Annotated in this window: 18 protein-coding genes and 3 pseudogenes; 10 read left to right on the top strand and 11 right to left on the bottom strand. The window is 52.2% G+C overall.

The window, feature by feature from the left end:
* Positions 1-55: 55 nt before the first annotated feature.
* Positions 56-909, bottom strand: a pseudogene (locus HB680_RS16145) (IS5 family transposase).
* A 356-nt stretch (positions 910-1,265) separates the two neighbouring features.
* Between HB680_RS16145 and HB680_RS32825 the strand changes: the two are divergent.
* From HB680_RS32825 to HB680_RS16130, 3 genes are all read left to right on the top strand, one after another.
* Positions 1,266-1,550, top strand: coding sequence for a hypothetical protein (locus HB680_RS32825; protein ID WP_256735557.1), 285 nt, complete (start codon positions 1,266-1,268; stop codon positions 1,548-1,550).
* A 40-nt stretch (positions 1,551-1,590) separates the two neighbouring features.
* Positions 1,591-2,415 carry an inositol monophosphatase family protein gene (locus tag HB680_RS16135; RefSeq protein WP_191951199.1) on the top strand — a complete coding sequence of 275 codons (825 nt, stop codon included), beginning with the start codon at positions 1,591-1,593 and terminating at the stop codon, positions 2,413-2,415.
* A gap of 351 nt (positions 2,416-2,766) precedes the next feature.
* Positions 2,767-3,228: a hypothetical protein gene (locus HB680_RS16130; RefSeq protein ID WP_177016850.1), complete on the top strand. Its 462-nt coding sequence runs from the start codon at positions 2,767-2,769 to the stop codon at positions 3,226-3,228.
* Positions 3,229-3,400: 172 nt separating this feature from the next.
* Here HB680_RS16130 and HB680_RS16125 read toward each other — a convergent pair whose 3' ends face one another.
* The 3 genes from HB680_RS16125 to HB680_RS16115 form a co-directional block, all read right to left on the bottom strand.
* Entirely contained in the window at positions 3,401-4,450 is a 1,050-nt protein-coding gene (locus tag HB680_RS16125; protein WP_213939609.1) for a DUF3800 domain-containing protein, read from the bottom strand.
* A gap of 42 nt (positions 4,451-4,492) precedes the next feature.
* Positions 4,493-5,476: a tetratricopeptide repeat protein gene (locus HB680_RS32820; protein WP_256735556.1), complete on the bottom strand. Its 984-nt coding sequence runs from the start codon at positions 5,474-5,476 to the stop codon at positions 4,493-4,495.
* Between the two features lie 638 nt (positions 5,477-6,114).
* Entirely contained in the window at positions 6,115-7,119 is a 1,005-nt protein-coding gene (locus HB680_RS16115) for a metallophosphoesterase (protein ID WP_213939608.1), read from the bottom strand.
* Between the two features lie 196 nt (positions 7,120-7,315).
* On the opposite strand from HB680_RS16115, the gene HB680_RS16110 reads away from it, so the two are divergent.
* Positions 7,316-7,507: a hypothetical protein gene (locus HB680_RS16110; RefSeq protein WP_213939607.1), complete on the top strand. Its 192-nt coding sequence runs from the start codon at positions 7,316-7,318 to the stop codon at positions 7,505-7,507.
* A gap of 26 nt (positions 7,508-7,533) precedes the next feature.
* On the opposite strand, the gene HB680_RS16105 is transcribed toward HB680_RS16110, so the two are convergent.
* Positions 7,534-8,877 carry an RES family NAD+ phosphorylase gene (locus HB680_RS16105; protein WP_213939606.1) on the bottom strand — a complete coding sequence of 448 codons (1,344 nt, stop codon included), beginning with the start codon at positions 8,875-8,877 and terminating at the stop codon, positions 7,534-7,536.
* A gap of 300 nt (positions 8,878-9,177) precedes the next feature.
* On the opposite strand from HB680_RS16105, the gene HB680_RS32815 reads away from it, so the two are divergent.
* On the top strand, positions 9,178-9,558 hold the full coding sequence (locus tag HB680_RS32815; protein WP_346657404.1) for a 3'-5' exonuclease: 381 nt from the start codon (positions 9,178-9,180) through the stop codon (positions 9,556-9,558).
* Between the two features lie 392 nt (positions 9,559-9,950).
* On the opposite strand, the gene HB680_RS16095 is transcribed toward HB680_RS32815, so the two are convergent.
* The 4 genes from HB680_RS16095 to HB680_RS16080 form a co-directional block, all read right to left on the bottom strand.
* The gene (locus HB680_RS16095; protein WP_213939605.1) at positions 9,951-10,370 is read right to left on the bottom strand and encodes a hypothetical protein; all 420 of its coding nucleotides are present in this window, start codon (positions 10,368-10,370) and stop codon (positions 9,951-9,953) included.
* A 274-nt stretch (positions 10,371-10,644) separates the two neighbouring features.
* A complete protein-coding gene (locus HB680_RS16090) occupies positions 10,645-11,574 on the bottom strand; it encodes a hypothetical protein (protein ID WP_213939604.1) in 930 nt (309 codons plus the stop codon).
* A gap of 154 nt (positions 11,575-11,728) precedes the next feature.
* A complete protein-coding gene (locus tag HB680_RS16085) occupies positions 11,729-12,439 on the bottom strand; it encodes an ATPase (RefSeq protein WP_256735555.1) in 711 nt (236 codons plus the stop codon).
* Positions 12,440-13,513: 1,074 nt separating this feature from the next.
* Positions 13,514-14,236, bottom strand: a complete 723-nt coding sequence (locus tag HB680_RS16080) for a hypothetical protein (protein WP_256735554.1) — start codon at positions 14,234-14,236, stop codon at positions 13,514-13,516.
* A gap of 411 nt (positions 14,237-14,647) precedes the next feature.
* Between HB680_RS16080 and HB680_RS16075 the strand changes: the two genes are divergently transcribed.
* Positions 14,648-16,225 carry an alpha/beta hydrolase gene (locus tag HB680_RS16075; RefSeq protein ID WP_213939602.1) on the top strand — a complete coding sequence of 526 codons (1,578 nt, stop codon included), beginning with the start codon at positions 14,648-14,650 and terminating at the stop codon, positions 16,223-16,225.
* A gap of 371 nt (positions 16,226-16,596) precedes the next feature.
* On the opposite strand, the pseudogene HB680_RS16070 reads toward HB680_RS16075, so the two are convergent.
* Positions 16,597-20,940: pseudogene (locus HB680_RS16070) on the bottom strand (hypothetical protein).
* 240 nt (positions 20,941-21,180) lie between these two features.
* On the opposite strand from HB680_RS16070, the pseudogene HB680_RS32810 reads away from it, so the two are divergent.
* The 4 genes and pseudogenes from HB680_RS32810 to HB680_RS16050 form a co-directional block, all read left to right on the top strand.
* A pseudogene (locus tag HB680_RS32810) lies at positions 21,181-21,789 on the top strand (histidine phosphatase family protein); the annotation flags it as partial.
* A gap of 987 nt (positions 21,790-22,776) precedes the next feature.
* Entirely contained in the window at positions 22,777-23,019 is a 243-nt protein-coding gene (locus tag HB680_RS16060; RefSeq protein WP_213939600.1) for a hypothetical protein, read from the top strand.
* A 474-nt stretch (positions 23,020-23,493) separates the two neighbouring features.
* Positions 23,494-23,703, top strand: a complete 210-nt coding sequence (locus tag HB680_RS16055; protein ID WP_213939599.1) for a hypothetical protein — start codon at positions 23,494-23,496, stop codon at positions 23,701-23,703.
* A complete protein-coding gene (locus HB680_RS16050) occupies positions 23,700-24,185 on the top strand; it encodes a hypothetical protein (protein WP_213939598.1) in 486 nt (161 codons plus the stop codon). The genes HB680_RS16055 and HB680_RS16050 overlap by 4 nt, the downstream gene beginning before the upstream one ends.
* A gap of 58 nt (positions 24,186-24,243) precedes the next feature.
* On the opposite strand, the gene HB680_RS16045 is transcribed toward HB680_RS16050, so the two are convergent.
* The gene (locus HB680_RS16045) at positions 24,244-24,711 is read right to left on the bottom strand and encodes a hypothetical protein (RefSeq protein ID WP_213939597.1); all 468 of its coding nucleotides are present in this window, start codon (positions 24,709-24,711) and stop codon (positions 24,244-24,246) included.
* Positions 24,712-24,893 lie beyond the last annotated feature (182 nt).

Raw genomic sequence — 24,893 nt, 5'->3', positions numbered from 1 at the left:
TACTATTGACGATATCATTTAGATATCGCGTTTGTACAGAGCACTGTTTTGCAACCTAGGCTCTGTACGAAGAGCACCCTCGCAAACACCGCATAGCACAAGCCAGCAAGACCATCTCGCCGCAAAACTTGTTGCGAGTTTGTCGACGCGGGTAATAATGCGGCGATTTTCTTTCAACCACCCGAACGCGCGCTCAATGATGCTGCGCTGTCGGTATTGGGGTCTATCTAACTGCCCGGCCAAGCCCTGCGCGGGCTTTCGTTTCATGTCGCGCAGCGGGATCAGCAGCTGCATCCGATAACGTTCACAGTTACGGCGCAGCGCTTGAGCGTCATAGCCCTTGACGGCGAGCAATCATCGACAGCGTTCGCGGGGGCGGCCGCGTAGATTGGGAGTTTAAGCCTCATCCAGCAGCGGTTGGGCATAAATATTTTGCTGGCTTGTCCGCCGAAAAGCAGGAAACGGAGTCGCACACAATTGGCATCGCACAGCATGTGAATCTTGGTCGTCAGGCCACCCCGGCTGCGCCCGATTGCGTGCTTTGCAGCTCTTCACGCCCTCTTTTTTGTCGGCTCCTGATGAGGTTTAGGTTGCGCGAATGGCAGTGAAATCGATCATCCAGATTTCCAGATCGATCAAGCCTTGCTCGTTCAATTGGATGTGCAGGCGGCTTAGCATCTGATCGAAAGCGCCGCAATTGCACCACTCTCGAAACCGCAGATACACCGTCGACCAAGGGCCGAAACGCTCCGGCATGTCACGCCAAGCTGCGCCGGAACAGAGCACACAAAGCACACCGTTGAGCATCAGGCGATCGTCGGCTCGCTGGCGTCCGCTGCGGCAGGTTTTAATGAAGATGTCGGCAACCAAATCCCAAGCTGTATCGTGGAGTTCATAACGCTTTGCCATTGTGGCGTTCTGGCGTTAACGGCGACGGATTCTACCGGAATCGATATTTCAAGGGATTTCGTACAGCGCCTAGCGCTCACTTATATGGTGGTGCTGCTTCGAATTTGACGCCTACGAGCCAGCGCCAGTGCAACCGGAGAGATTGAGTAATGCGTAATTTCGACGTTGATCTGAAACGTGTGACCCACTTGCACTACATCACTGCCAAGGCGGCCATAAATTTTCCCTGGATTCACACGACTTCCGGCGGGTGGCACTACCTATAGTATTGGAACAGCACGACTGGCCAGGCGAAGGTGTCTCTTGCGGGTATTCACTATCCCGACACGTCAAAATACTTTGGCGACACGGGTATCATGAATGCTAGCGAAGAGCTAAAGCAGCGCGGGCAGATCGATCACCAGATCTACATGGCCAATCAGTTCCGTGCCGCTGGGGATATGACTCTTGCTTGGGCGTTCGGCCGATCGAAGCATTGCAACGTCGAACTGTCCGAGTGGTTTCCAGACGACCGAGATCTGGCCGACATGGTCAGTCTTCTCAGGCGCGCCCTCGATACAATGGATGGCGTAGAACGCAACCGGCTCGATCTATGGCTTGAATCGCAGCTTCGGCAAGATGGTAGGAGCACGCTGGTCTAGACGTTTCAGATCCCCCCGTTAATTAATTCGAAAGGTCATCATGACTAACCAATGGCTTCAGCACATTCTCCAACAAGTGATCGCAGTAGTGGAGCGAGCCGGCGCTCTATTGGCAGAAGAATACGAGCGTCCAGACGGCCGGAGAGGGTCAGGAGACAAAGCTGAGATTGATGTCGAAATCGAAGTGCTTCTCCGCGCGGAACTGCTGGCACTCCTGGACTGCGATTGGTGGGGTGAAGAGACCGGCCATGTTCTTTCCGGATATCCTTTCTGTTGGGTCGTTGACCCGAATGATGGCACCAGCGATTTTTTGAAGGGGCTCAAAGGCTCCGCCGTATCCGTCGGCTTGCTCCATGATAACCGTCCTGTTTTGGGCGTCGTACATGCTCCAGTAACGCAATGCGGGATCCCCGACTGCATCAGTTGGGCGCAGGGCATGGATCACTTGATTAGGAATGGAAGCCCCGTCTATGTAGACCTCTCAAAGCAGGAGCTTACGGACACGAGCTTGCTCATGGTGAGCGCTGCTGCTGGCAACAAACCGCAGACCAATCGCGAACTCTGTGCGCCGGCAGGTTTTTACCCGATGCCATCAATTGCCTACAGACTGGCAAAGGTCGCTGCTGGTGACGGAGTTTGTGGACTATCTCTGTATCCGGTGTCAGCTCATGACGTAGTTGCAGGACATGCACTGCTGATTGGTGCCAAAGGCATTTTGGTTGACGAATCCGGTGACCCGATCCAGTACCGTACAGAGGTAGAGATGCTTAAGGTTTGCCAGCAATGCTTTGGGGGAGCTCCTGGCGTTTGCGCGGAATTGGTGAGGCGTGATTGGGCCAAGGTATTTGATCCGAGAGCGAGCTAGAGTGAATCCCGAAGCACCTAATGATTTGAGCAGAAATCTCCAATCATTTCTTTGGATTTTGCCGAGCAATTTAAACGATATCTTCTGATTGGGCTCAGCCCTCCAGGAGCGGCCATTTCAACATCGCTCAGCTCTAAGGAAACCACAGTTGAAGCACCTTGCAGTGACGCTGCTCATCTTGCATTTGGTTGCTGCTTTGCCGTTTTCCCAAAGGATTTCTCGCGCAGTGCTTTCTGAAATGTACGAGCAAAAACGGGGCTACACTCCCCCTGCATTTACGTCCTCCTTCGGGAGCTGAAGATTGGCCGTATTCGATTCAGGTTTGCAGTTACTACCGCATGGAGACATCTAATGAAAGGCGAAGACCCGATCAATATCTATTTCAACGAACCAGCTAAGAGCCTCCTTTTCTCTCTGGCAGATAGGAAAGATCCAAACGGCTTGGCTACAGGCTCGGACGATACTTTCAAACACAGCATTTCAGCGGTCTTCACATTGTTTGCTTCGCTGTTGGATGAGCATACGCCTGACCTATATCCAGCAGAGTGGCAAATGATTGTGGATGCTCAGATCCCACTCCTTGATATGCACCGACTTCCGAGCTCTTTTCCCGAAATGAAAAGCAACTTAATCGTTGGAGTCGAAGATCTCACTGGTCGTGATGGCGAAATCCATAGTGGGCTTTTGGCGAATAAGCTCGCTGGCTTCTCCTCTATCCAGCTTTGTGCAATTTCGGTGCATGTGCAGCGGTATTTGGTAGCTAGGAAGCGAGGCCAGGATTACAAATTTCCGGAGATTCAGTTCAAGGGTTGATCGACTGAGAGGCTTCGTTATCTTCGCGCTAACTGCAAGGGAGCGACCTCAACGTCCGCCGAAACCTTCATAGAATCTCGGAGGTTTTGGATCGGCTGGACACCTAGACGGATCGATGAGCTCAAGTAAAAAACCGTCTTTGCCAAGCAGATTTGGCTTGCCTTTCGATTCGCTAGCTAGAAAAATTTTTGGCGTAGTAATCAATCAGTACCGACGCCTGCGTTCCTTTCCGAAATGCGAGCTGGCCCTCAATGTCTAACGAGGGGAGCATATGGATAAGCTGGTCATCGGCATAAAGTCCTAGCACTGCTTCCGGCTCAAGACCATCGCTGATACGACCAGTAATTCTTTGCGCCGCCTCAATAGCCGCACCAATCATCACATCGGCGATCTGCACGGCAGGGCTACTCTTAGAGTCGACCTGAATGACCGACGTCAGCTTGAGTGGAAAGCGGATACTCGCGAGCTGTGATTGTCGAAACTCAGCGGTGCCAACATGATTGATCTGCCGTTGCAGCAGATCGTGGTACGTCAGCAGATTTTTCGACTGGTCATGCTCTACTCGATAAGGGCCCTCCGCCATTACCTCCATGCGAGAAATCAGTGCAATCACAATTTCCAGAGCGATATCTGTGGTTACGCCAGGTGTGGCGATAGCTCCCAGGCACTCTGGGGCTGCATAGTGGGCCAATGGCCCCATCGCTTCGGGCAACTCCTGCCAACGGGTTTTGCGGGCGCACAGAACGAGATTGTCTATCGCGGAGGGGGTCTTGAGCTTCATCGCGTCTTGGAACGCTTTCTCTAGGTACACCATCGGTTGTCGGCCTAATAATTGCGGGCCGATGTAGTAGAGGATAGAGGCCAGAGAGTAATTCTGGCCGTCGGCGTAGAAGTCGATTCCTCTTTCGTAATAAAAGGGTTCCACTGCATAGTCGAGAAACTTCAGGAGCAACATGAAGCGTTTGTCGCATACATGGGTTACGCATTTGTACTGACTGAGGATATCGCCCATCAGTCCCAGTAATCGAGGATGGTTACCCGGGCGACGGGATAGCGCGCGATATTTCAGTTCGGGCGCCTGGAGCTTTGGGAAGTGCTCGCGAATCAGGCGAGCAGCCTCATTGTCATCGATGGCTATCGCCGTTGCCCCTTGGAACGGTTGATCGTGGTTCAGAAGGTCAAAGCCCGTATAACCACTCTCGTCAATACGGAAGCATTCCATGCGTGAACCTCATTGCTCGATGATGGAGGTGATCGTGACAGCCTAGCCCACCCTTTTCTTCAGAGCATCCAGGCGACGCTTCACCCCTATTTTTGGGTTCAGCGTGATTGCCTCCTCATAGACTTCGATCGCCTGACGAATCTGCCCGAGTAGCTCGTGCGCAAGGCCTTGAACCTTCAATGCATTTGGCTTCCAGGCAGGGTTGGAATCAGCACCGAGTGACCGAGCTCGCATGACAGCTGCTAGAGCCTCAGTGGCACGTTCATCCGATACATCTTGTTTCCCGAGGATCTTTTCAACTGCACGGATGATACGGCTGTAGTCGGATGGGTCGAGATTGGCCTTGTCCAGATTATTGCCATCGACGAAATTGCCGATGCTGTCATACCTGAATTTGCCTACGCCCTTGACGTCCGCGATCAGGAGCTTCCTCTCTTCATCGAAAATATAGGTTTCAAGGCCTTGAGTACCAGGCGTCACACAAAACAGTTCTTTACCCGTTTCAAGGTCGAACAGCATGACTTTATAGCCGTGTTCGGTCTTGCTATTAGCAGTGGCGCAGTACGCAAGCTTTCCATTTTTTGAGATACCACTCCCGAAGATATTGGCTGTAAGCTCTTTCGTGACGATTGGAGTGCCGGCGCAATCGAACACGTTGAAGGTACCCGACAAAGAGCTCCCCAAGTGCCAATCTTCAAGGCAGAACGATCCGTTGTTGGCAACTGAGCCATTGTTTGGTCGTTGCATCTGTCCATGCGCAGACAAAACATCGCCGGCTAAGTCCGCTAGGACATATTCCCCGTGACCGCTTTCACGATGCCCTCCTCTCCTAGCGACAGGATCCGAATCTCTCCAAGAAATCGCCCACTTCCTAGATTTAGAGAGACTGTAGAGCCCAGCGTAACCGATTGAGCTGACACTCAAAAAAGGCTTGGATACCTCTATCGTCTGAGTGCTGGATTGAATCGCCTTTCCTTTCGGTGGGATTACTATCTTTTTCTTGAACAGCCAGTCGAAGATTCCCATCTGTGCTCGGTTCCTTATTCCTTGAGCGTGTTGGCGCGATTACTGGAGCTCGCACCTGAATTTGGTTATCAATGTCCTGGTACCGAATACGCCAACCCAACTGCCTCAGCATTCGAACACCGTGCGCGTCATTCTCTGGAACAATGGCCGGAACGCTCAGGATTCACAGCAGCCATCAGTCCAACCTTGCAGCCCCAACGCGCATTCATGTTGACGTTTGACTGCTAATAACAGAAATGGCATATGGCCACTTTTTTCGAAAAAAATGATTTCTTTTGGAATCAAAAAGTAGCCGCGACTGACGTCGCAAAGGTGCGATCAGCATACACAACACTGGCTTCGCCGCCCTCCATCATGCATTCCAACGCAGAGAAAACCGAAAACAGAAGCCAAAAGATCAAAAGCAAAAGGAGCGCAAGCCTATAGAGCAACAGCAAGGCAATCGAGTCGATTGCCCCACAGCTCAAGGCAGGCCAAAAAAACGGGAGACTTTTGGAGAACGTCGCTTTTTGTTTGTTTTCAAATATAAGGTCTCCGGTTTGAAATTTTACTTTCAAGGGGGCGGGGAGAATATATTTTCGGTTTGTGTGAAGAGAGCATCCTGAAGATCCATTTTGTGAAGCTCCCAGAGCAGCAAATCAGGCGCCGAAAAGCCTCTGAAGCAGCTGCTCCGTCTGCGTTCCACTGTACTTTGCCTTCAGCTCATCAAGCTTGGCAACTCTGCGCTCGCCAGTAAGGAAGCTAAGCCCGTGCAACGCGTTAATGAGCTTCTCAGATTCGGCGTCCTGACCTCTCATTGTGATCCACGACGAGTTCACTTGCTTGGCCAAGGCTTCAGCCCTACCGCTAAGGCTCTGCGATTCAATCAACCTGTTGCCATTTACTTCTGTCTTAAGCTGACTGATGACGTGCTCGAGCTCCTGTAGCTGCTCTGAAATACTCTCTGCGCCATCAAGCGACACAGGACGCCCATCAACATAGATAGTGTCTTCTTGGACACAGTAGATTGCCAAAGGGCCGTCCCCTCCTCCCGTGCAGTCAAGCGCGAGAAAATTCCCCAGTCTCAGCGGTTTCGGAATCCACGTATGTCCCGTGCAAACTCTCCAGATGCCTGGAACACCATCACGATAATGCTTGATGACCCGTTCCCTGCCCCACAGAGCGATCTCTTCGATCTGAGTATTGTCTAGGCTCTCAACGAACTCCTGCCAAGAAATCCCTGCTGGCACATCGGCGTGAACGACACCGACCAGGCCACGTGCGGACTGAATTTCTATGGCGGTGGGAAGCTGTTCCAGCTTCTCGATCACCATTCCTTTCGACTCATCGGCGATAGTTGACCACCATCCCGCGCCGTGGGAGCTGTAGCGTGCTTGTGGGTTCTCACGGTAAGCGTTTATCAGCATCTGCTCGTGATTGCCTTGGACACAAAAGAACCAAGGTTCGCCGAGCAGCTTTAGGCCATCTAGCATCCCGGGCCCACGGTCGATCAGATCACCTACAGCTATGACCCGATCAATCGCATAGTCAAAGCCGAGCGCACGAAGTCCCTTGTGGAGTTCGATGGTTTTGAAGTGAATATCGCCGACGACGAAGTCACGGCCCAGCGGATTTCGGGGAAGTCTCAATACTCTCTGCGTCATCTGGATTCGGTACTCCGGAGCATAAACCATTGCAGCGATTGCGGTAATTCTATAGTCCTCTCGTCGTGCCGAATACTCCATCCATGCGGGGGGATCACAGACATGTTCCGCACCGCGAGGATAGGTATCCAGTCAGCGTTCCCGCTACAGTCAGCAACTCGCAGCAAGCATTACTCGATTAACGAAAAGGTCAATTATGACTCTAACTGAAGCTGTCCTGATATTGCTTTTGGCAGAGCGCATTCATGGGGCGGACGATGGCGTGCGCCAGGCAGCCAAGAACATCGTCAAGAAGTTACCTCTTAGCGAGCGGGACATCATTTACGATGTAATCGCGAGTAAAAGTCCGATGAGACTCGTCCAGCATATTGCGTTGAACCTGGACTGAGGTTTTGCTGGTGACACATGTTCTACCTACTTGTCCTCGAATGCGTAGTAAGAAACGTCACTATGCTCAACGTCATACACTACGCCTTTCACACGGTGGATACTGATTCGATTTCGGTCGAGTTCCAATGTAGGCTCATAGGATGGTGGCATCCCTTGATGGGTGAACCAGTCTCCCCTCCGTCGGTGCGGATGCTCCTGACCTTTACCCCCCCAGATTTCCGGCCGGAAGTATCTACCATCTTCGTCGTGTTCCCACAGACTCACTTGGTCGGCCTCATATTTCGATTCGTGTTTGAGTACCCCGCATGCCTTGCTGAAGAGGATCACGTTGTAGCCTGGGGTGACGCCCTCATGATTCGATACCTGGATAGAAGGAAAATAAATCCCATCTAGGCGCAGCGAAGTATGCGTTGATAAAAAGTCTGCTATCACCTGTGTGATGAGGTAGCCCCGATCTTCGAGTTCAGGCATGACAGGCATCAGCAGTTTCTTCTGAAGCTCCATCAAAAATGTACACCGTTGGGCCTGTTCTACCCGGACAGGGTCAAAATAACTAAACGCTCGGTCGGGCCTTATTTCGCTCAGGGCGGCAAGATTTAGAAGACGAAGAGGACGGATCACGTTGAAAGCAGCGGTGACCACAACACTTCCGACCGGGGAGCGAACTTCGGCAATCGCCGTCAGGTCATTTGTAGCACCATAGAAAACTGAAACCCCTTTTGCGTTCATCCGTCCAGCCTTACCAATTCCACCAGGAGGTGGGCCAAGTGAACGCTCGGGATGCTTGAATGCTTGCTCTACATCTCCATCATTTGAAAAAACTCTGGCGCGTTGGAACGAATGGATGGGTAATCCAGGGCCGATAGTCAGAATCGGCGACGAATTGTCGGTGGTATGAAGCTCCTCGATGGGCCCGAATACCCTCTCCAAGATCCGAACGGCCTCAGGATTCACAAACCGCGCCTCATCGTGAAGGCTGCGCTCCATCTTTGCCCACTCCGAAGTCATTTCCGACGTTGCATAGGTCTGCTCAATGAAGCTTGGATCGTCATCATCCCAATCACTCCATTCCTCCAGCAGAGCGCTAGCGAGGTCATTCACCAGATCCTCAGAACACCCAAGCATCAGAGACAGTACGTCCTGTAGGGGCATACCAATCGGGTCTCGATTGTACAGGACGACAGCTACCGGTTGCTGTACGTATTGAAATGCTGCGTGGAGAGCCTCTTCGCACATTGAGACAATTTCGTTTAACTCTACGACTCCCTTCTCCTCTCCGCAGTAACTGCACTCATCAATTTCTTGGTAGTCAAACTGCCCCTGCAGAAAGGAATCGGTCAGACATTTACCGCATACGAGACGTGTCATAGACACTTCCTTGCTTGGCCTGAAAATTGTTGTTGAGCATACAGGGTGGTCGAGCAATCCGCTTTAAGTCGGAATTCCAAAGCTCTCAAGAGCCCTGGTAATCCAAAACCTCCTCGCGCCATACCGCTACCTCTATTGCGTTGACCTTGACGCGACCTGTGATGAGGTCGGGGAGTCGGAATCACCAAGGCAGCTTGCAGTCGTCCCCGCCCAGATGGAAACGATTGAAGTTGGCCTGGTGGTGATCGATCTGGAAACGATTGAGATCGTCGATGAGTTCCAGCGCTTCGTTCGCCGCAGATCAATCCCATCCTCACCGACTTCTGCAAAAAGCTCACATCCATCCAACAAACGAACGTCGACAGTGCAGGAACCTATGTGGATGTTGGCCAGGAGCTGGGAACCTTTATTGCGCGATATCCGAACGCTGCTTGGGCATCGTGGGGTGACTATGATGCAAGGCAGCTTGAGCGAGACGCAGGTTTTGCTGCGTGCCCTTCCCTACTCGAAGGCTTACCCCATTTCAATGCCAGGAAATGGCATGCAGGTTTGTATGACAATCGACCGAAATCACTAAAGCAAACGGTAGAGTCGTTGGGCTTGGTTTGGATGGGTACCTATCATCGAGGGATCGACGACGCTAAAAATGTGGCTTCCATCGTCAAGGAAATGCTCTCATGAGAGCCAAGCTAAGCTGAGCCGGGCCCAGGTGCCCGAAGAAGCGATTCTCGCCTGGGGCTACTACAGCGCCTATCGAGCGGTCGGCGAAAATGCACGCAACTACTCATCGTACCAATACGAGCGCAAAATCGAGTCCTAGAATGTCCCAGAAAGAGATTTTTCTAGCCACCTCAACAGAGCTGGTAGGCAGCAGATCTAAATCGCTGGTTTCTGTGCCCTCTCCACAGCAGATGGAGCCAAAGATCCTGGCGTCTACAAACCCGTAGGACTCTATGCCTGATAGGATTCCGTGGGTTTTACCATTGGTGGCCGTCGTATCGCCTACGCGGAGGAGCGTCCAGATTAAGCGTCAGTATTCAACTCCTATCTGACGCTCACGGGTTGCTAGCACCTCACTCCCCGATCAATTTCTTCAGAATCCAGGATGCGTAAGGGATCGCCGCCAGCCCCAGGAGCCCGGACTTGAACTCACCGACTTGCTCCCAAGTGAATGCCTGCACGATGAGTCCTGAGACGATTACAATGGCTCCAAATGCTGGCCAGGCTTTAGCGAAGAGTCGAAGCAATCCCATCTTCGAAAGTGATGCCGCGATGTGGGGATAATCGCGACGGTACCCTCTACCGATGTAGGCTAGCCATAGCCCAGAAACGGCGCCAACGGTAATCAGCACAGAAGTGCTCACGTTGATTGTCGCTAATGCCCAACATAGTGCTAGTAGTTGGCTGCCCAACCAACCGAGATGCTTGATGTACTCATTGGCGGTTTTCATTTCAGGGATCGGAAATCGAGGGTCGTACAAAGATCCAAACATGTGTTTTCCTCACGCCCAGGCGAGCCCAATGCTCACACTCAGCACATCGTAATGCGGTAAAGCGCTATCGCCTAACCGAAAAAGGGTCTCCAAACTCCACAACCAGGATCAGCTGTGTCTGCGTGCTGCCTGTCCGTAGTGAACTCCCTTACTCCGTGGGTACCCTGTGCCAAGCCTTTAGTTGCCGTTCTACCGCTTAGTTTAGGGTACCTATCGCATCAGATCCGCGTAACATTAACCTTAGAGATGAAAAATTTAAAAAATAGAAACCAAGCTACTTTTTCCGAGCATCCCAAAAATTATTGGTCACATCATAAATATCGTCACTGAGCTCCCATATCAATGACGCCACATGTGACGAATTATAATTATGGAAATACTCATTCAATTCTTCCTGAAGCTGCTCGACTGTCTTCCCCTCTCGAAAATTTGAGATCCTTACTCCAAGATAACCTTTGCCGGCATGACCTTCATAAAGTCTCTCTACACACGCAATAGCCTTGAGAGCCATCCAAATATATTCTTTCCGTCCAGTATGAACAAAGCGACAACTCCAGTCGTACACCTTCTTCAGCTCAGCCACAGAGACGGGAAGTGTAAAATACGAATCACCTCTTTCTTTTAAAAACCTGAACGCCGGCCCAACAGGAAAGTGATCTGACACAAATTCCTCGTCACTGGAACTAACGCTCTTCACCGATTTGAATCCCATCATCGTGCTTAGCTTGCTTTCAATGGAGAGCCTTAACAAAAAGCTTATCGAGAAAGACTCCAGAATCCCCTTTTGGTTTAATAAATCAATTTTTTTGTAAGTTGAATTCAGTGATATAGATCGCGCCAGGGTAAATAGTGTATGACCTGGAATGACTGTCTGACCAAAGCTTATACTATTCGTCGCTATCCGTTCACGCATTTCACCTTCAAGCTCAGAAACCTCGCTGACTATCTGATTTAACAAATTAACAAGATCTTCCTCTTCTGCCCATATACCGAGTAGATACGGCTTTTCCGAACCGTTCTGCAACAACCCAGTTATCAACTGCAGCTGCTCAACGATAATAGGTAAATGCGCATGCGGCTTTGCCGACAAAGTCTTAGAGGAGGGAAAACCTCCTGAGTAACTGTTATTATATTTTTTGTGACGCCTTACTTCTTCGACGATATCTATCGCTCGCGAAACTGCGACCTCAACATCATTATCCATAACTTCACCAATTATAAATTTCTACAGTGCTACAACACTCTTTCGCACTAGCATTATTCCATGCAACAGGTTCTGATAGACGACGCAATTTAACGAATAGTAAATTTTTTAAGAGCAGCCATGCATTTAACATACGGGCTCCCTATATGCGTGTTCATACGCCGCTCTCAACCCTCGGCAGCGATTGAGCCTCAGGCTTTGACTGTAGCTTTTTCGCCGCAAAAATTGTTAGGTGATTGAGGCCTTCGATTTCCAGCCTATAGCTTTTCCCGGTATCAGAAAGCACAAGACGGCCCAGACCGAACACGCGAAAATAGTCGGCATCTTCTTGGGCGAGGATGCTGTTAAAGAAGCCTCGGAACCGGTAAGCATCCATTTCCTGGTTGGTGACCTTCAGGTAAACGCCCTTTCCATCGACACGATCGATGAACCAAAGCATGAACCCACTTCCCTTGCGCGGCTCCAGCCGAGACCCGCCATGGATAACCCGATTGGGTGACTCTGGCGTCGCTTTCGATATGTTAGGAAAGTAGGAAATAAGCGGCATCTTCCCTTCCCCGGTAACATTCAGCTGCAGGCCGAAGAACTCGGTGGCCGGAAGATCCTTGTGCGCGTTGCGGTAGTACTCGACGAGCCGCTCGAAGCTGCTAGTGCGGTTTCTACTTGAGAAGGAACTTCCCCTCGCCACACCACTGCGGCCTTGCCCGCGCCCTTGGGCCGGCTCTGATCCAGCATTCATTGACGGCCCGTCTCCACCCTTCGGTTTGACGGCGGTGGGGTCGAACTCATCGATGAAATCATGGAGCTTACGTTTGGCCTCTCGATCCTTGTGGGTAGCCTCTCCTCCCAGGTCTTGATCGCTCACAGCGGGCTCCTCACCCTGCCAGTGGCAACCAGGCGCATGACCCACACCAGGGTCGCGAAAATGCGCAGCCCGGTAGGTATCCTGTGGCAGGCTTGCATAGTTCACCGCCGTGATACTGGGTCGCCTGTTCAAAGCCATGCATTCAGAGTACGAACACTGAAACGTGAAGCGAGCCCTAGGCTCAGGCTGCGAGAAAAAGGCCCTTCGTGCTTCTGTGATTGAGACGATATCTTCCAACTCTACGCAGTACGCCTCCGTGATTTGAATCTTTGCCGGCATTCCCTATCGTCCTATCCAGATGGTTGAGGCCTAACGCGTCCCAGGCAATTCGTGCTGGGATCAGGCCTCACTAGAGGTAGGTTTATAGTCGAGAAAGGCGCGGTCTGTAAACTCGCTGAGGCCTCAAGCTAGAGAGGCTCGTGGCTTGTCGGTTTGCGGGAAATGGCCGGTCGTCTACACAAGTTTACGCTGACGATGGGTCGTCGTGTTATGCACTAATGCCGTGCCTCAGAGGCTTATGCTAAATCAGTACGTCATCTAACAATCCACCAGTCAGACGCTCGACGTTCAACGCTTGCACTACGTCCCTGGTCTAGGCATACCCATACCTCAATCGTCGAACTTCGCTGCCCTTCTACCTATCACCGAGGGATAGACGATGCTAGAAATGTGGCGTCCATCTTTAAGGAGATGCTTGGCTAAGCCGGGCCTTGGGCCCGAAAGTGCGATAGCAACAATCAACTTCAGCGGCCGCCGCCGAGCGATCGGTACAAGAAGTGTTCCGCGTCGGCCTAATGGCCTTCGGACGATCATAACCGATCGGTAATGTAGGACGAACACAGGGGCTCGACCCAGGCAGGCAATTTTCAGCTCGCTCCTTGTTCAGCTCGCCTTCAGCCTGTGCAGGAGAGTCTAGGTATGTCGGAGAGCGTTTTGAATGGCCAGCGTTTTAAAGCCGGCCACCTCCTGATCAGCGTTAGATGTCTGGCCGGATGTCGTCGAAGAAGTTCACGTGTACCTCGTACTCCAGAGAGCCAAATCGCGCAAGTAGGTCTGCTCTTAGCGCACCGTGGGCTACAGGCTCCAGATTGATCCAGTGGCTGTACGGTAGCCCATCATCCGATTCATTAGTCGTGACTTCCGCATCAGCCAGAAGCTCTGCGTCGTCGACCGGAATACCAATTCATTCGCCAAGGCTTGGGCCATGGATATGCGCTTGCCATGTTCCGCATCTTCGACTTGGGCCCAATGCTCCCATTCAGACCTACGGTCGCGATCAGCATCAGATTCACCGCTGGAGATGGACACGCCTTCATCTGTGAGCAACCACTTACCATCACGTCGCAGTAGCTCGACCGTGGCTATAAGGAAGAACGCTGTGCTGTGATACATCCGCTCTTGGTCTTGCTGTCCCTGGTAGGTTAGCGAGATCCCTAAGGTCAGCACCCCGGTTGTGTCGTTGTATTCAGCAGCATCCACCTCAAGAGCGTCTATCGTGAATCCGCTCGCGTTGGTTTCTGCAATCGCACCGGATAGCTGATCTTCCAGCTCTTGATCCAAGTCGACGTAGACATCGTCTTCATGGATCGCGTGGCTGAAGTCTTTGACCCCAAATACAGCCACCATCAAAAGCGGGTCTTTAGGGTTCCGTTGGTCGACCACAGAAAACTCATGGTAATCAGCGAAGCCAGCTTTTTGGGCCAGCGTTTCTTGAGCGGCAAAAAGCTTCAGGCCCTGATCACGAACAAGTTGTTTGGCTTGAGATTTGAAAATGCTTAGCGGGGAAAAATCAGACATGGCAATAGCTCCAAAACCTACGACGCTATGGTGACCGATTGCCTGTTCACCGGGCAGCGTCTGGTTAGGGACATGCCGATGTAAAACTGGAGGGTGTTAACGATGGGCTATTGCTTCGCGAAACAGGCGCCAGGCGACCATCACCGCCCGGCCATGATCATAAAGGTCAACGAGCACAGCTCGACAACCCTAATATTGCTCAGCGGCAACAGCCCGCCGTCTGTTTGAAGACAATTCGTCTGCTCAGATGGTCTCCAGCGCACTGGCACATCGGACGGTAGCGCCTTCAGTTACGCAGGGGCCGGTAGCTTGTGCCTAGAATTGAAGGCTCGGGTAGAATCGTGGTGGGTCTCAAGTGGGGCCTGGAGCTTACCTAAAGAGCGGAGACCACGATGATTGCCAAGGATGAACATGCGAACAACTGAAGACCTTAAGCTGGCCGTTGCGATTCTGGTTAAGAATATTTCGACAACCAAACCGCATCACCGAGTCGTAAGCTCTACCAATGTGTTTATCGCATGGCAGACATCGCCGACTGGGGAGTTTGCCAATTACCTGAGGCAAAACATTCGCAGCCCCAGTGCAGATGCGCGATTCGATGCGATTCGTATCGGTAGCACCTCAATCGACTTGCTTGACGCAGCTACAACCTTGAGAGAAATGCTCGACGGCCAATCTCTCAGAGATGGATCGGTGAGGGGACTCGTGAAAAAGGCCCAGTTTCGTACCGTGGTGATGCGCTCTACGACCATTCGCGCTAGCCATGACGCAATTGAAAGGACTGCATCCCCACCTCGCCGAGAGAGCACTGGCAAGCCAGCACCTATTTGGGTACCCATTAGCGTCGTACCACCAAGGTCAAAAGCGGGCCGCGACAGGCCTTTCAGTTCACGTAGTCAGCAAGTCAGACGTGTATTCAGAGACGAATTACGCCCGGTTATCCATGGGCGCAAGCCAGGCGCTGAGCCACCTAATCTATCGAAGACAGAGCTGCCACCGGCTAAGCTAGCCCTTAAGATTGATGAGCATTTCACAACGCATATTCTGCACTTCGGGACAGATCGGCTTTTAAACGTCAATGATGACGGCGGTGCGACATTCGGTGATGTCAGAGGTGAGGATAAAGTTACCTACGGTGTTGCAAACGTCTCGATTCCCCACGTGCACAAAGAAGGCGCGCTAGAGCGGCCTCGGCGCGGAATTAGGTTCTGGTCGCTTCCCGATGAAGACCCCAACAAACATATCGTCATCCATAAACTAACTCCCTTGGAACTCACTGACTGGTGCAGGAGCGCCAGGATTCAAGAGGGCGAGGGGCTCTTGTTCATCCATGGTTTTAACGTCAGTTTCGACGAGGCAATCTGGCGTGCCGCTCAGATCTACCATGATCTGAAGTTCGTCGGACTAAAGCTCTGCTACAGCTGGTCATCGTGTGGGGGGGTACAAAATTATCCTGCTGACGAATCGACGGTAGAATGGGCTCAGGAGCACCTTCGGACATTTCTTACAGAAGTCACGACAAAGCTAGGGCTGAGCCGCCTTCACATCGTTGCCCACAGCATGGGCAATCGAGCCCTGCTAGGAGTTCTAGAAAGTTGGCAAAACCAACCAGGTAGCACGCCGATCAGCCAGGTTGTGTTGGCTGCTCCTGATATCGACGAGGGGAGATTCAAGCAGATTTCACGAGCTTTTGGAAAGTACGAACAGGTGACCCTATATGCCTCTCGTGCCGATCGAGCAATTCTTGCTTCGACGAAATTGCATAAGTTCAATCGCGCGGGCAACGCCTCTCCACCCATAGTCATAGGGGGCTTGTCCACCGTCGACGTAACATCGGCTGGCGCGGACATGTTTGGTTTAGGGCATAGCTACTTCGCGACGTCAAAGACGGTTTTTCGTGACCTCTACTACATAATCAAGGAGCGTTTTACTCCTGACCGTAGAGCGGGGATCAAAATCTGCGATATGGGCTACTACGAGCTGAGTTGAATCGCTCAGCGATGATTCGAGCACATGATTTGAACACCACCTCCCCTCTCGCCGCTCTCGAGGTCTGCCAGGTACTGACGGACGTCGCGCGGGGAAAACACATCATGATGCGAAGCTCCATCCAGCCATGGAGTGAGGGCCTCGCAGTCAATATTTGAAATGTCAATAAACCGCTGCCAAGTGCTGGTAAAGCTCAAAGAGAAACCTAGATCGAGTAACTCATGATATGGAGGCTCTAAGAGCGCGGCATCATCAAGGCTCTTGGGACAAAGCAACCGCTTTGGTATCGCGAAGCTGCAGAGTTGAAAACCCCCAAAAAAATTCCGCCGCCTTTGACGCTATCTTCCAAGTAGGTCAGCCAGCGCATGCTCTCATTTATCATTGCTCTCGCTAGCCTCCGCCTGATTGGCTTCGATGGCTTTGATCGCGGCCGCTCCTCCTCGCTTGGTGAGGTCTATGCCGATGACCTTAATGTCTTCAACATTAGGAAACCTTGAGGCGATGACCAACCAGTACTCTCGCAATGCGATTACTAAATCATTAAACCCGACCCGGCGTTTGGTGGGCGTCTGCCATGTGGCCTGACCTCCATGGTTTACCAGCAAGAAAATGCCGCAGCTTGAGCTAATATCGCGAAGGTAATCCCCGCAGAGCTGATTCTCGAGTCGTTCGAAATGCGCGGGGCCGCTCCAGTTCTGTGAAAGCTTAAGTTCGACAGGCACGGGCGCGTAGTACTGACTGTTTTGGAATCGATAATCAGGCCTTTTGTCATCAGCGAGCTGTTCTTCCTGAGGAACAACGTAGCGTCCTGCAGCGTGATCTCTCAACCACTTACCGATAAACTTCCGAATGGAAGTCTCCTGATTGGTCTGGAGCAAAATTTCAGCGTAGCTAGAGTCGCTTTCTTCAAGATCATGCTTTAAGTCCAGAAGACGATCGATCGCCAGATTCCAGAGTTCACGATGGGTGGAAGGCGTGCTTTCCAGCGACTCAAGGAATTCGACGACTTTCGATGGTTCCCAAGGCGGAGTCTGCGAGTCGGCTGTAGCTTTCTGCTGAGCGTAGAATGCGCTCCAGGGACGCAATCGCTCCCCAGGGTGAGCCTGTGCGATTTCCTGCAATGCTAGGAACGACTCTTTCCCAGGCGTCTCACGTATAAAAGCTAAAAGCCCATCACGAGCATCTTGGGCATCGTCCCTAAGTCCTGGGGAATAGACCCCTTTCCCCGCACGAACAATGTCTTCTGCAATTCGTATGTATGTGTGCATCAGCAGGTACAGCGCTTTTGCATGCTCAACCGTTTTGTAATTCTGCCGGCAGCAACTGGCAGTGCGGTTTCCAACGATGGCAATCAGGCAAAGCATGGCAAATTTGGCTTTTTCCTCATCCGAAGATAATAAGTCGATGCGAGCTGCTAGTGCCGGGATAGCAAGCACCGGCTCCACTCCAACCCACACGGCGTACCAAGTCGACGCAATTTCTGAATTGACCTCTTCTACGGTACGCCCGCTGGCAAGCTCGGCCAAAACCTCATCATCGACGGACGAATCTTGGACGATGCTCAGGGCCAGCTGGAGAGCCTCAAAGTCGTTGATGGGCTGTGCCAGGCGGCTCATGAGCGGAGCAGCTAGCCCCCCGTACATCCAGTCACCGCCCCAGCGTAATCTTTGTAGCACACGATTGCCGCCTGACTCCAAACGTGGTGAATCCAGCTCATATTCGATTTCGCGCAATACAGTTTCTTGAATAAGACGCGGGTACAACCCGAAAAGCTTGGGAAGCCACTCCGGAAAGCCGTTCAGCTCAAGTAGCCCATAGCGAGCTGCGTACTCAGCATTGTCGGCAGACATTTCCGAGAAGCGGGATGGCTCCTCTTCCGCCTCGATAGCGAGCCCCGTCAACCCAAAAATCACTTGATATGGGGTCGAATTGGCAGCAGCCCCCTCCGATGGCAGCGTTGGGCAATAGCCCCGCCAGAAATTAATAGCGCTGGCACGAAACGCTTGAGCAACAGGCATGCCGAACTCAACTATGAGCGACTGCCAATTGCCGCTGCTCCAAGTATTTGAGGACGATGAGCCCTGTCGCATTTGATCCATTAGATAAGCTTGATTTTGAGTCATCACACCTGGCTCGGGGCTGTTTATCAGCGCCACTTCGGCGGCTAGCCCCTCACGCCAAGAGCGACGATGCTCTTCCTCTTCAGACTTGCGCTGGGCGGCCTCTTCCGCCCACTGTGCATGCTTGATCTCCCACTCCTCGACTTCTCGCTTCGGTGGGTTCAAGAGAATTTGAAGCTTCTCGCGAAGCTCGTCATGAGCATCAGCTGCTTGCCGAAGTTGAACCTCCCAAGAAGATGGTTTGCCATGCTGTATGTAGATGTTAAACGCCATGCTGAGCGCCATCTGGCGATCATGCGGATCCCCAAGGCTCACGATTTGTTCGCAGGCGAGGCTAAAGTTTTCTTTATTCAACGACCAGAATGGTTGAAAACCCAGCAACTGCCAGACTTCAGTTACGGGTTCCCCGCGATGCACCCGGCCGTTACGGGCCAATGCGACGTCATACCAGAACAGTTGATAATCGAGCTCCGGCCAAGTAGGCACGATCTCCCGGAGCTTTTCTCCGAGCTCTCGAGTATCTCGCTCATCATAAATATTAGCCCAGGCCAGCTTGCTCAGAATCGCGAGGGCAGACTCCTCGAGCGCAAGCAGGTCTCGTACCTTGACCAAACGAAGTACTGCCATGCCAGCTATCTCTGCAAGCCAGCTGTACCTCTTAGAGATAGTACTGAAACCGTGCCCTTCAGTTGGAGGTTTGTCTAAAAGCACACCGAGTCCGCAAATGAGGGGTGGCAGGTTTTCTAGCAGACAATCCATTACCAGTGAGGAAAGATTCATCGCCAGGGTGTCCCTACCGCTAAAGCGCTCCTTCTTCGCAGTTCTCTCGATCGCCTGCAATAGCCAAGGTAGCCATTGGCTATCGAGCGCAAGTCCGTCAAGCAGCTCAGCTAACCAGTCCCGGTTAACGTTGGAGTCTCCTGCCAGCAACGCTAGGCGTACATCGGCTACATCTTGGGCCGTTCCAAAGTCCATAACGGCTCGGATTGCTGCCAAACGAGTATGTTTGTGCTGAGCATCAAGGGCAAATTGCTTAGTCTCTGCAAGTGCACCAACCACCTCGCCCTGCCATACCATTCTTAAGAGGAACCAGACGATGTCATCGTTGGTACGGTAAAGCGTCAGTAGTTCTTTAATGTCCTCAGTGAGATCGTGGTGCGCGAATCGCTGTACGGCTGAATAGTCAGTCATCGTCCGACTGTGAGCAGGCTGCGCCAAGTACTCGCACGCTTTACGCAGCACCTTTCGACGCGTGCTCAGTGGAAGCTGTCCAGGATCGCCTCCCTCAAAAAACACTTCCGGAGCAACCTCCTCTAGCCTTGTACAAATGGGTTCATCCAACAGCGCAAGCCAGGGTAAAACTGGACGCATCGAAGGATTGATAACCTCCAGCCCGTATTGTGTACAGAAGAACAAGTTTTCAATTTTGACCCGCGAACCTGCGCCACGTATCAGCTCGTGGAGCCATTCCGCTGTTAGGTATTCTCGGACAGTACGATGGTGAAAACGAACCGTTCCATAGATGCCCGGCTCGAATATTGGTCGATTCAGCAAGGCTGCTGATTCTGTGTCACTCCAATCCGTCAGCACGTCGCGAATGGGAACCCCACTTTTATTGGTCTCACCATCAGGGACTCGGATCGCAGATATTTGCCCTAATGTTGTAGCTGCTGCAATTAACCGCACGCCTGCTCTGAGCCTATCTGGCGCAATAGGCCTGGATTCGGCGCGATCTTGATCACGCTCTTCAAGGCGCCGATTGATGCTGCTTTTCATTAGCTCTAAGCGCGAGCCTATACGCCGATGCTCGAGCCAGAAGTCAACGAGCTCCAAGAAGTCCAGAGGGCGAGTGGTAAGCGACCATGCCTCCTTGCGCTCAACTGCGGCGCGAAACGCTTTAATGTCTTGGACGCCAGTGGCACTTAAGAACCGATCAATCTGGTCGCCATGGATGTCGTCCAGCGTCACTAAGAGGAACGAAGTATCTGGCCCGGTATTGTATGGCTCCGTTTGCACAACGTCTTCAAAACCACCAGCCGTTGTGGAGGTTGTCTGCCGAGCTACGGGGCCAAACGCAAAAGCCTTCTCGCAGATAGCAAGATCCGTCTTTGCGCGCCATGCTGTGCTTCGCCCAGTGATGAGTATGTGCGCCAGGGCTGCGACGTTTTGGGTCAAACGGCCAAGCTTTCGAATTGCGCGCTAGAAATCCTTGGGATCATTTAATCGGGCCTCGTCGACTGAGTCCATGAGCAGCCAACCCTCGGTGTCTGAAGCGAGCCACCTCTCGAACTCATCGAAAGTCCCCACTTCGAAGGCGTCTTCCAAATCTGAAGTGACGTACTCAATACGAAGAAAGAATGAAGTCTTGCCTTGGCTCCTGAGCTGGCAAGCGACGTTTCGTATCTCAGCTGTTTTTCCTGAACCCGCCTCGGACAGCAGTATCACCCGATTACGAGTGAGCAAATTAGGCCAGCGGAGCTCTCCATGCCGGTTATGCCGACCGCTCAGGTCTGTATCGTCAGACACATCAGCATCGAGAGGGATTTGGGAGAAGGTGCGATCAAGGTCAATGAAGGCGTCCGAATGCTGGGTCATAGCGAATCTCAAAACAAGTCAGGAGCAGTCCCGGCGTGGGCTGCAGAAGCTTTACCATCCTACTCGAAATGCAACGTCCGCCGGTGCACAAGCCCTCTTCACCGAAGAACAACTCGAGCCCATATGTGATCATTCGTACTGGTGACTGCGGTATATACTTGGCTAAGGAGAGAGACAAGTGTGTATTCCTAAAAAAATCGAGCGGTAACGATTACGTGAAGCTATGCGAGTACCGTGTTAATGAAGGATGTGAAGCTTATACGCCATGGGGAAAGTGCCGCGAACGCTGGTCAAGCAAGCCTAGATCACGCGACCATCCCTCTCACCTCGAAGGGTGTTGAACAAGCGCACCTGGTGTCTGGGTCATTCACCCAGGCTCCGACTCTGATCGTTGCCTCGCCTTTCGTCCGCGCGCACGCAACGGCAATGGCGACCGTTGCGGTCTTCCCCGCTACCCCGTTCGAGACCTGGCCCATTCACGAATTTACTTACCTTGAACCAAAGCGTTGTACCAACACGACCGTTGCTCAGAGGCGAGATTGGGTGGAAGCATATTGGGCCAAAGCAGACCCCGCATTCACGGATGGTGTAGGTGCCGAGTCTTTCCTGGACTTTATATCTCGGGCTCAGTCTTTCTTGGATCGACTTGCAGAGCATCCTGCTCATGACATCGTAGTGTTTTCGCATGGGCAACTTATCAATGCCGTAGCGTGGCTGATCGAGCGCAACCCGCTGACAATCGATGGCCAGGCAATGACCGAGTGGCGCGAGTATGAGATCACCAACCACGTGCCTAACTGCTGTGGCTACAAGCTAACCAAATACCCAGACTACGCTGGCTGGAAAGTGAGTCCTGGGGAGCCGCTAAATGACGTAACTCAGCGCGTGCTAGGCAGAGCCTACCAAGCAGTTCGCGATCCCGAGCGTTTGCTCATTGAAGAGCGCGCCGAAGCTCTCTCAGCTGCAGGCTATCCGCTGCCAGTTGATGATCCGGCTATGTACGCTGAGCAAAGGCTGAAAGAGGCCAGAGCGGCAGCTCGTTCATCCCAGGTAAGTAGCGTCAGCAATAGCACTGCGGCTGAGCTGTCAGCGAGAGAGGTATGCCAAATATTGCGAGAGGTCACCTTCGAGCGACGGACGATGACCAAGGTGAGCCTGGCGTCTTGGGATGAGATTTATGCGGGCCATTTCGTGGTGGGCGTCGGGGGTTGGCGGATATCGATCTACAACGATTGCGACACGCTCGACTACTGCGAAGAATGCGAAAGTCCGGAAGGACGGCGGTGGTCGTTTGACGCAGGAGACCGCTTTGGCACTGACCCAATAGCGTTGCTCAGCACTTGGGAACATCAGACGCTTGAGCGTCTCCTGAAAGCGCTCTAGAGAGCCAAGTTCGAGCGGGCCTCTACGAGGACGGCTGTCGTGAACCAAGCCTCGCCGTTGCCGAGTCTTGGCCTGTGGGCTTCCATCCTCCCGCCTGCGCGCTCCGCTTGCTGATGACCGCACTTTACTTTTACATCAGCGTTGCCAGCTTGATGACTTCATCAAAATCGAGAGTCCCTGCGTTGAAGCAAGTGTGCTGCGCGTTGCTGCGGGTGATGACACGCAGAAATCTTCCAACAAAAGACGGTGAACCAGAGGCGACTTCGTCCCGTTCTTAGGGGGGATAAGATACGAATTCTCGCGGGTGCTGTTTTCACTACTGATCACCTGCCTGCTTCAGGTTCAGCGGCTACTCTTTTGAACCTCTGCTCCGTGACCCCGGTCATGTGTTTCATGTGATATTCAAACTAGAACCGCCAAAGGGTTGCGGTAGCAAATCGAGCGGAGGCGGCTATGAACCACGCGACCGAGGGTTTGCCTGAAGTCATCCGACGGCAAACTGAAAAGATTATTGCTGAAATTGAACGCGCCGGATCAATGATCCTGGCCGTCAAAAGTGGCGCACGAGCTAATGGGTTCGTCCTGGGATTGATTTGTGCAGGCGGAATAACCGCAGATCAGGGCGAAGCGCTATATGAGCATTTTGACCAAGAGACTGAAAAAAGACTTAAGACTCTTGCCTTGGGTTTGTCCTAGGGCATGACAGTTCAAATCACATGAGGGAACAGGATGAAGAAATTCATTTTCCTTGTGGCGCTTACCTCACTATTTGGCTGCACCTCCATGCAGACATCGCATGAGGGTGCTAATCGGGTTCCCGCATCCCGAATTTACAATTTCACAAAAAAATCTGATGCCCAGCTCGTCGTAATGCTCGAGTCGCGACTTGAAGCAGCTTGCAGTGTTAGGTTCCTTTTAGATGGGAAGCCTGCGGCTGATTTGCACGCTGGGGAGATCGCCTACTTAGGAATGACGTTCGGAGCGCATTTTCTAGAGGCGCAACCTGGTGCTGGCTGCACGAACTTAAAGCGAAGTCAGACCAGGATCACTATGAAGTCGGGAGATGCCTTATTGAAGGTTATACCATCGGCTACCGAGTCGGTCTCTCTGTGAAGCGCTAGTTCATTCCTTTGGCTGCGCTATGCTGAGTTTCCCTTAAGGAGGATACAAATGCCCAGTGAATACTCGTTGTCAGATGTGCTGGAAAGGATGTACGAGAACCAGCTCGCCCTGGAGGCAGCCCTGATGGAGTTGACCCTCCATGTGGAAGCCCACGGACATGCAGATGTTGGAAATAACGTTCGCGGGGCTCTGGAGGCAATCGGTGAGAACACCGGACATATCAAGCAAGGTCTAGCCCGACTCAAAAAACTCCCATGAGGCAGCCACTGTTCGATTTTGATCTCAAACGCGTCTCACGCCAGCACTACATAACCGGGAAAGCTGCGATCAATTTTCCATACCCTGAAAGCACTACTGGTGGGTGGCATTTTCTGTTGTACTTCGACCGAGAAGCAGGAGTGGCGAAGGTGTCGCTTGCCGGCATCCATTATCCAGATACCACCGACTTTTTTGGCGATGCGGGCGTAACTGACGTAACCGACCAACTGTTTCACAGTGGTTGGTCGGCAGATTGGAGAAAGCTCTTTATGGCTGATCACTACCGAGCAGTAGCCGACATGATTGTGAGATGGGCACTGAGCGAGTCCAAGCACTGCAGTGTCGAGATCGCCGAGTGGTTCCCTACGGAAATGGACAGGCAACGGTTGCTCGACCTCCTAGATATCGGAAGGCCGAAGCTTTGTGTTCTGAGTAGGCAAGAAAAGGTAGACGCCTGGCTGCGCTCGTGGCCTCTCAATTAGCCGCGATCACGTGGATCCCCGAGGCAGTCATCTACGCATCATTTGGCTACAACTCGAATTAGCGTTTATTAAGGAAGCTTTTTGGCATCCAAAAAGGCTTCTGATTCGCCCCAACAACCCAAATTGACATCGCGTCTTCTGGGTTATTCATAACCATAACTGGGATCTTCGCCTTTCCTTTGGTGCATAACGCTTGGGCTTGGTCAAAGGTTGAAACACCCGCATTCGAGCGAAGAGCATCAATCATTTCCTTTGTTTGCCCTTGATATTCTGGCTCGCCAGTCTTCGGTGAGATGTTCGGTAGCTTTCCGGTTAACTGGTAGGTGGCCGACACAAGCCCCAATAGAGTAGCGACGTATTCCGAAAGATCTTTTGTGGGGCATGCAAAGTAAAATTCGCCCTTTTCTATATAGGTGATCACCTTTTCTCCGGCGTCGCAGGAAGCAATCGAGCATGATTTGCTCAAATCTGTAGCGCTGGCTATTGGCGTCAGCATTACAGCCAGAAGAAAAGTCCATTTATTCATGAGGCACCAAAAGATAGCTGAAAAGATAACGAACTGGACGGAGATTAGCGCTAACACCGCAAATACCATTATTACGCTGCAGGTAGTGAAAGCAGTAGGCCTTTTTTAAAGCCTACACTTGCGAGTCTTAGCAGACATAGCAGCTCCGCAGGGCTTACAGAACGGCAAGATGGCCCGGATAG

The sequence above is a fragment of the Pseudomonas sp. dw_612 genome (genome assembly GCF_018449725.1).
GTDB lineage: Bacteria > Pseudomonadota > Gammaproteobacteria > Pseudomonadales > Pseudomonadaceae > Aquipseudomonas.
The sequence above is the reverse complement of the archived record's forward strand: the minus strand, read 5'-3'. Positions and strand labels throughout refer to the sequence as shown.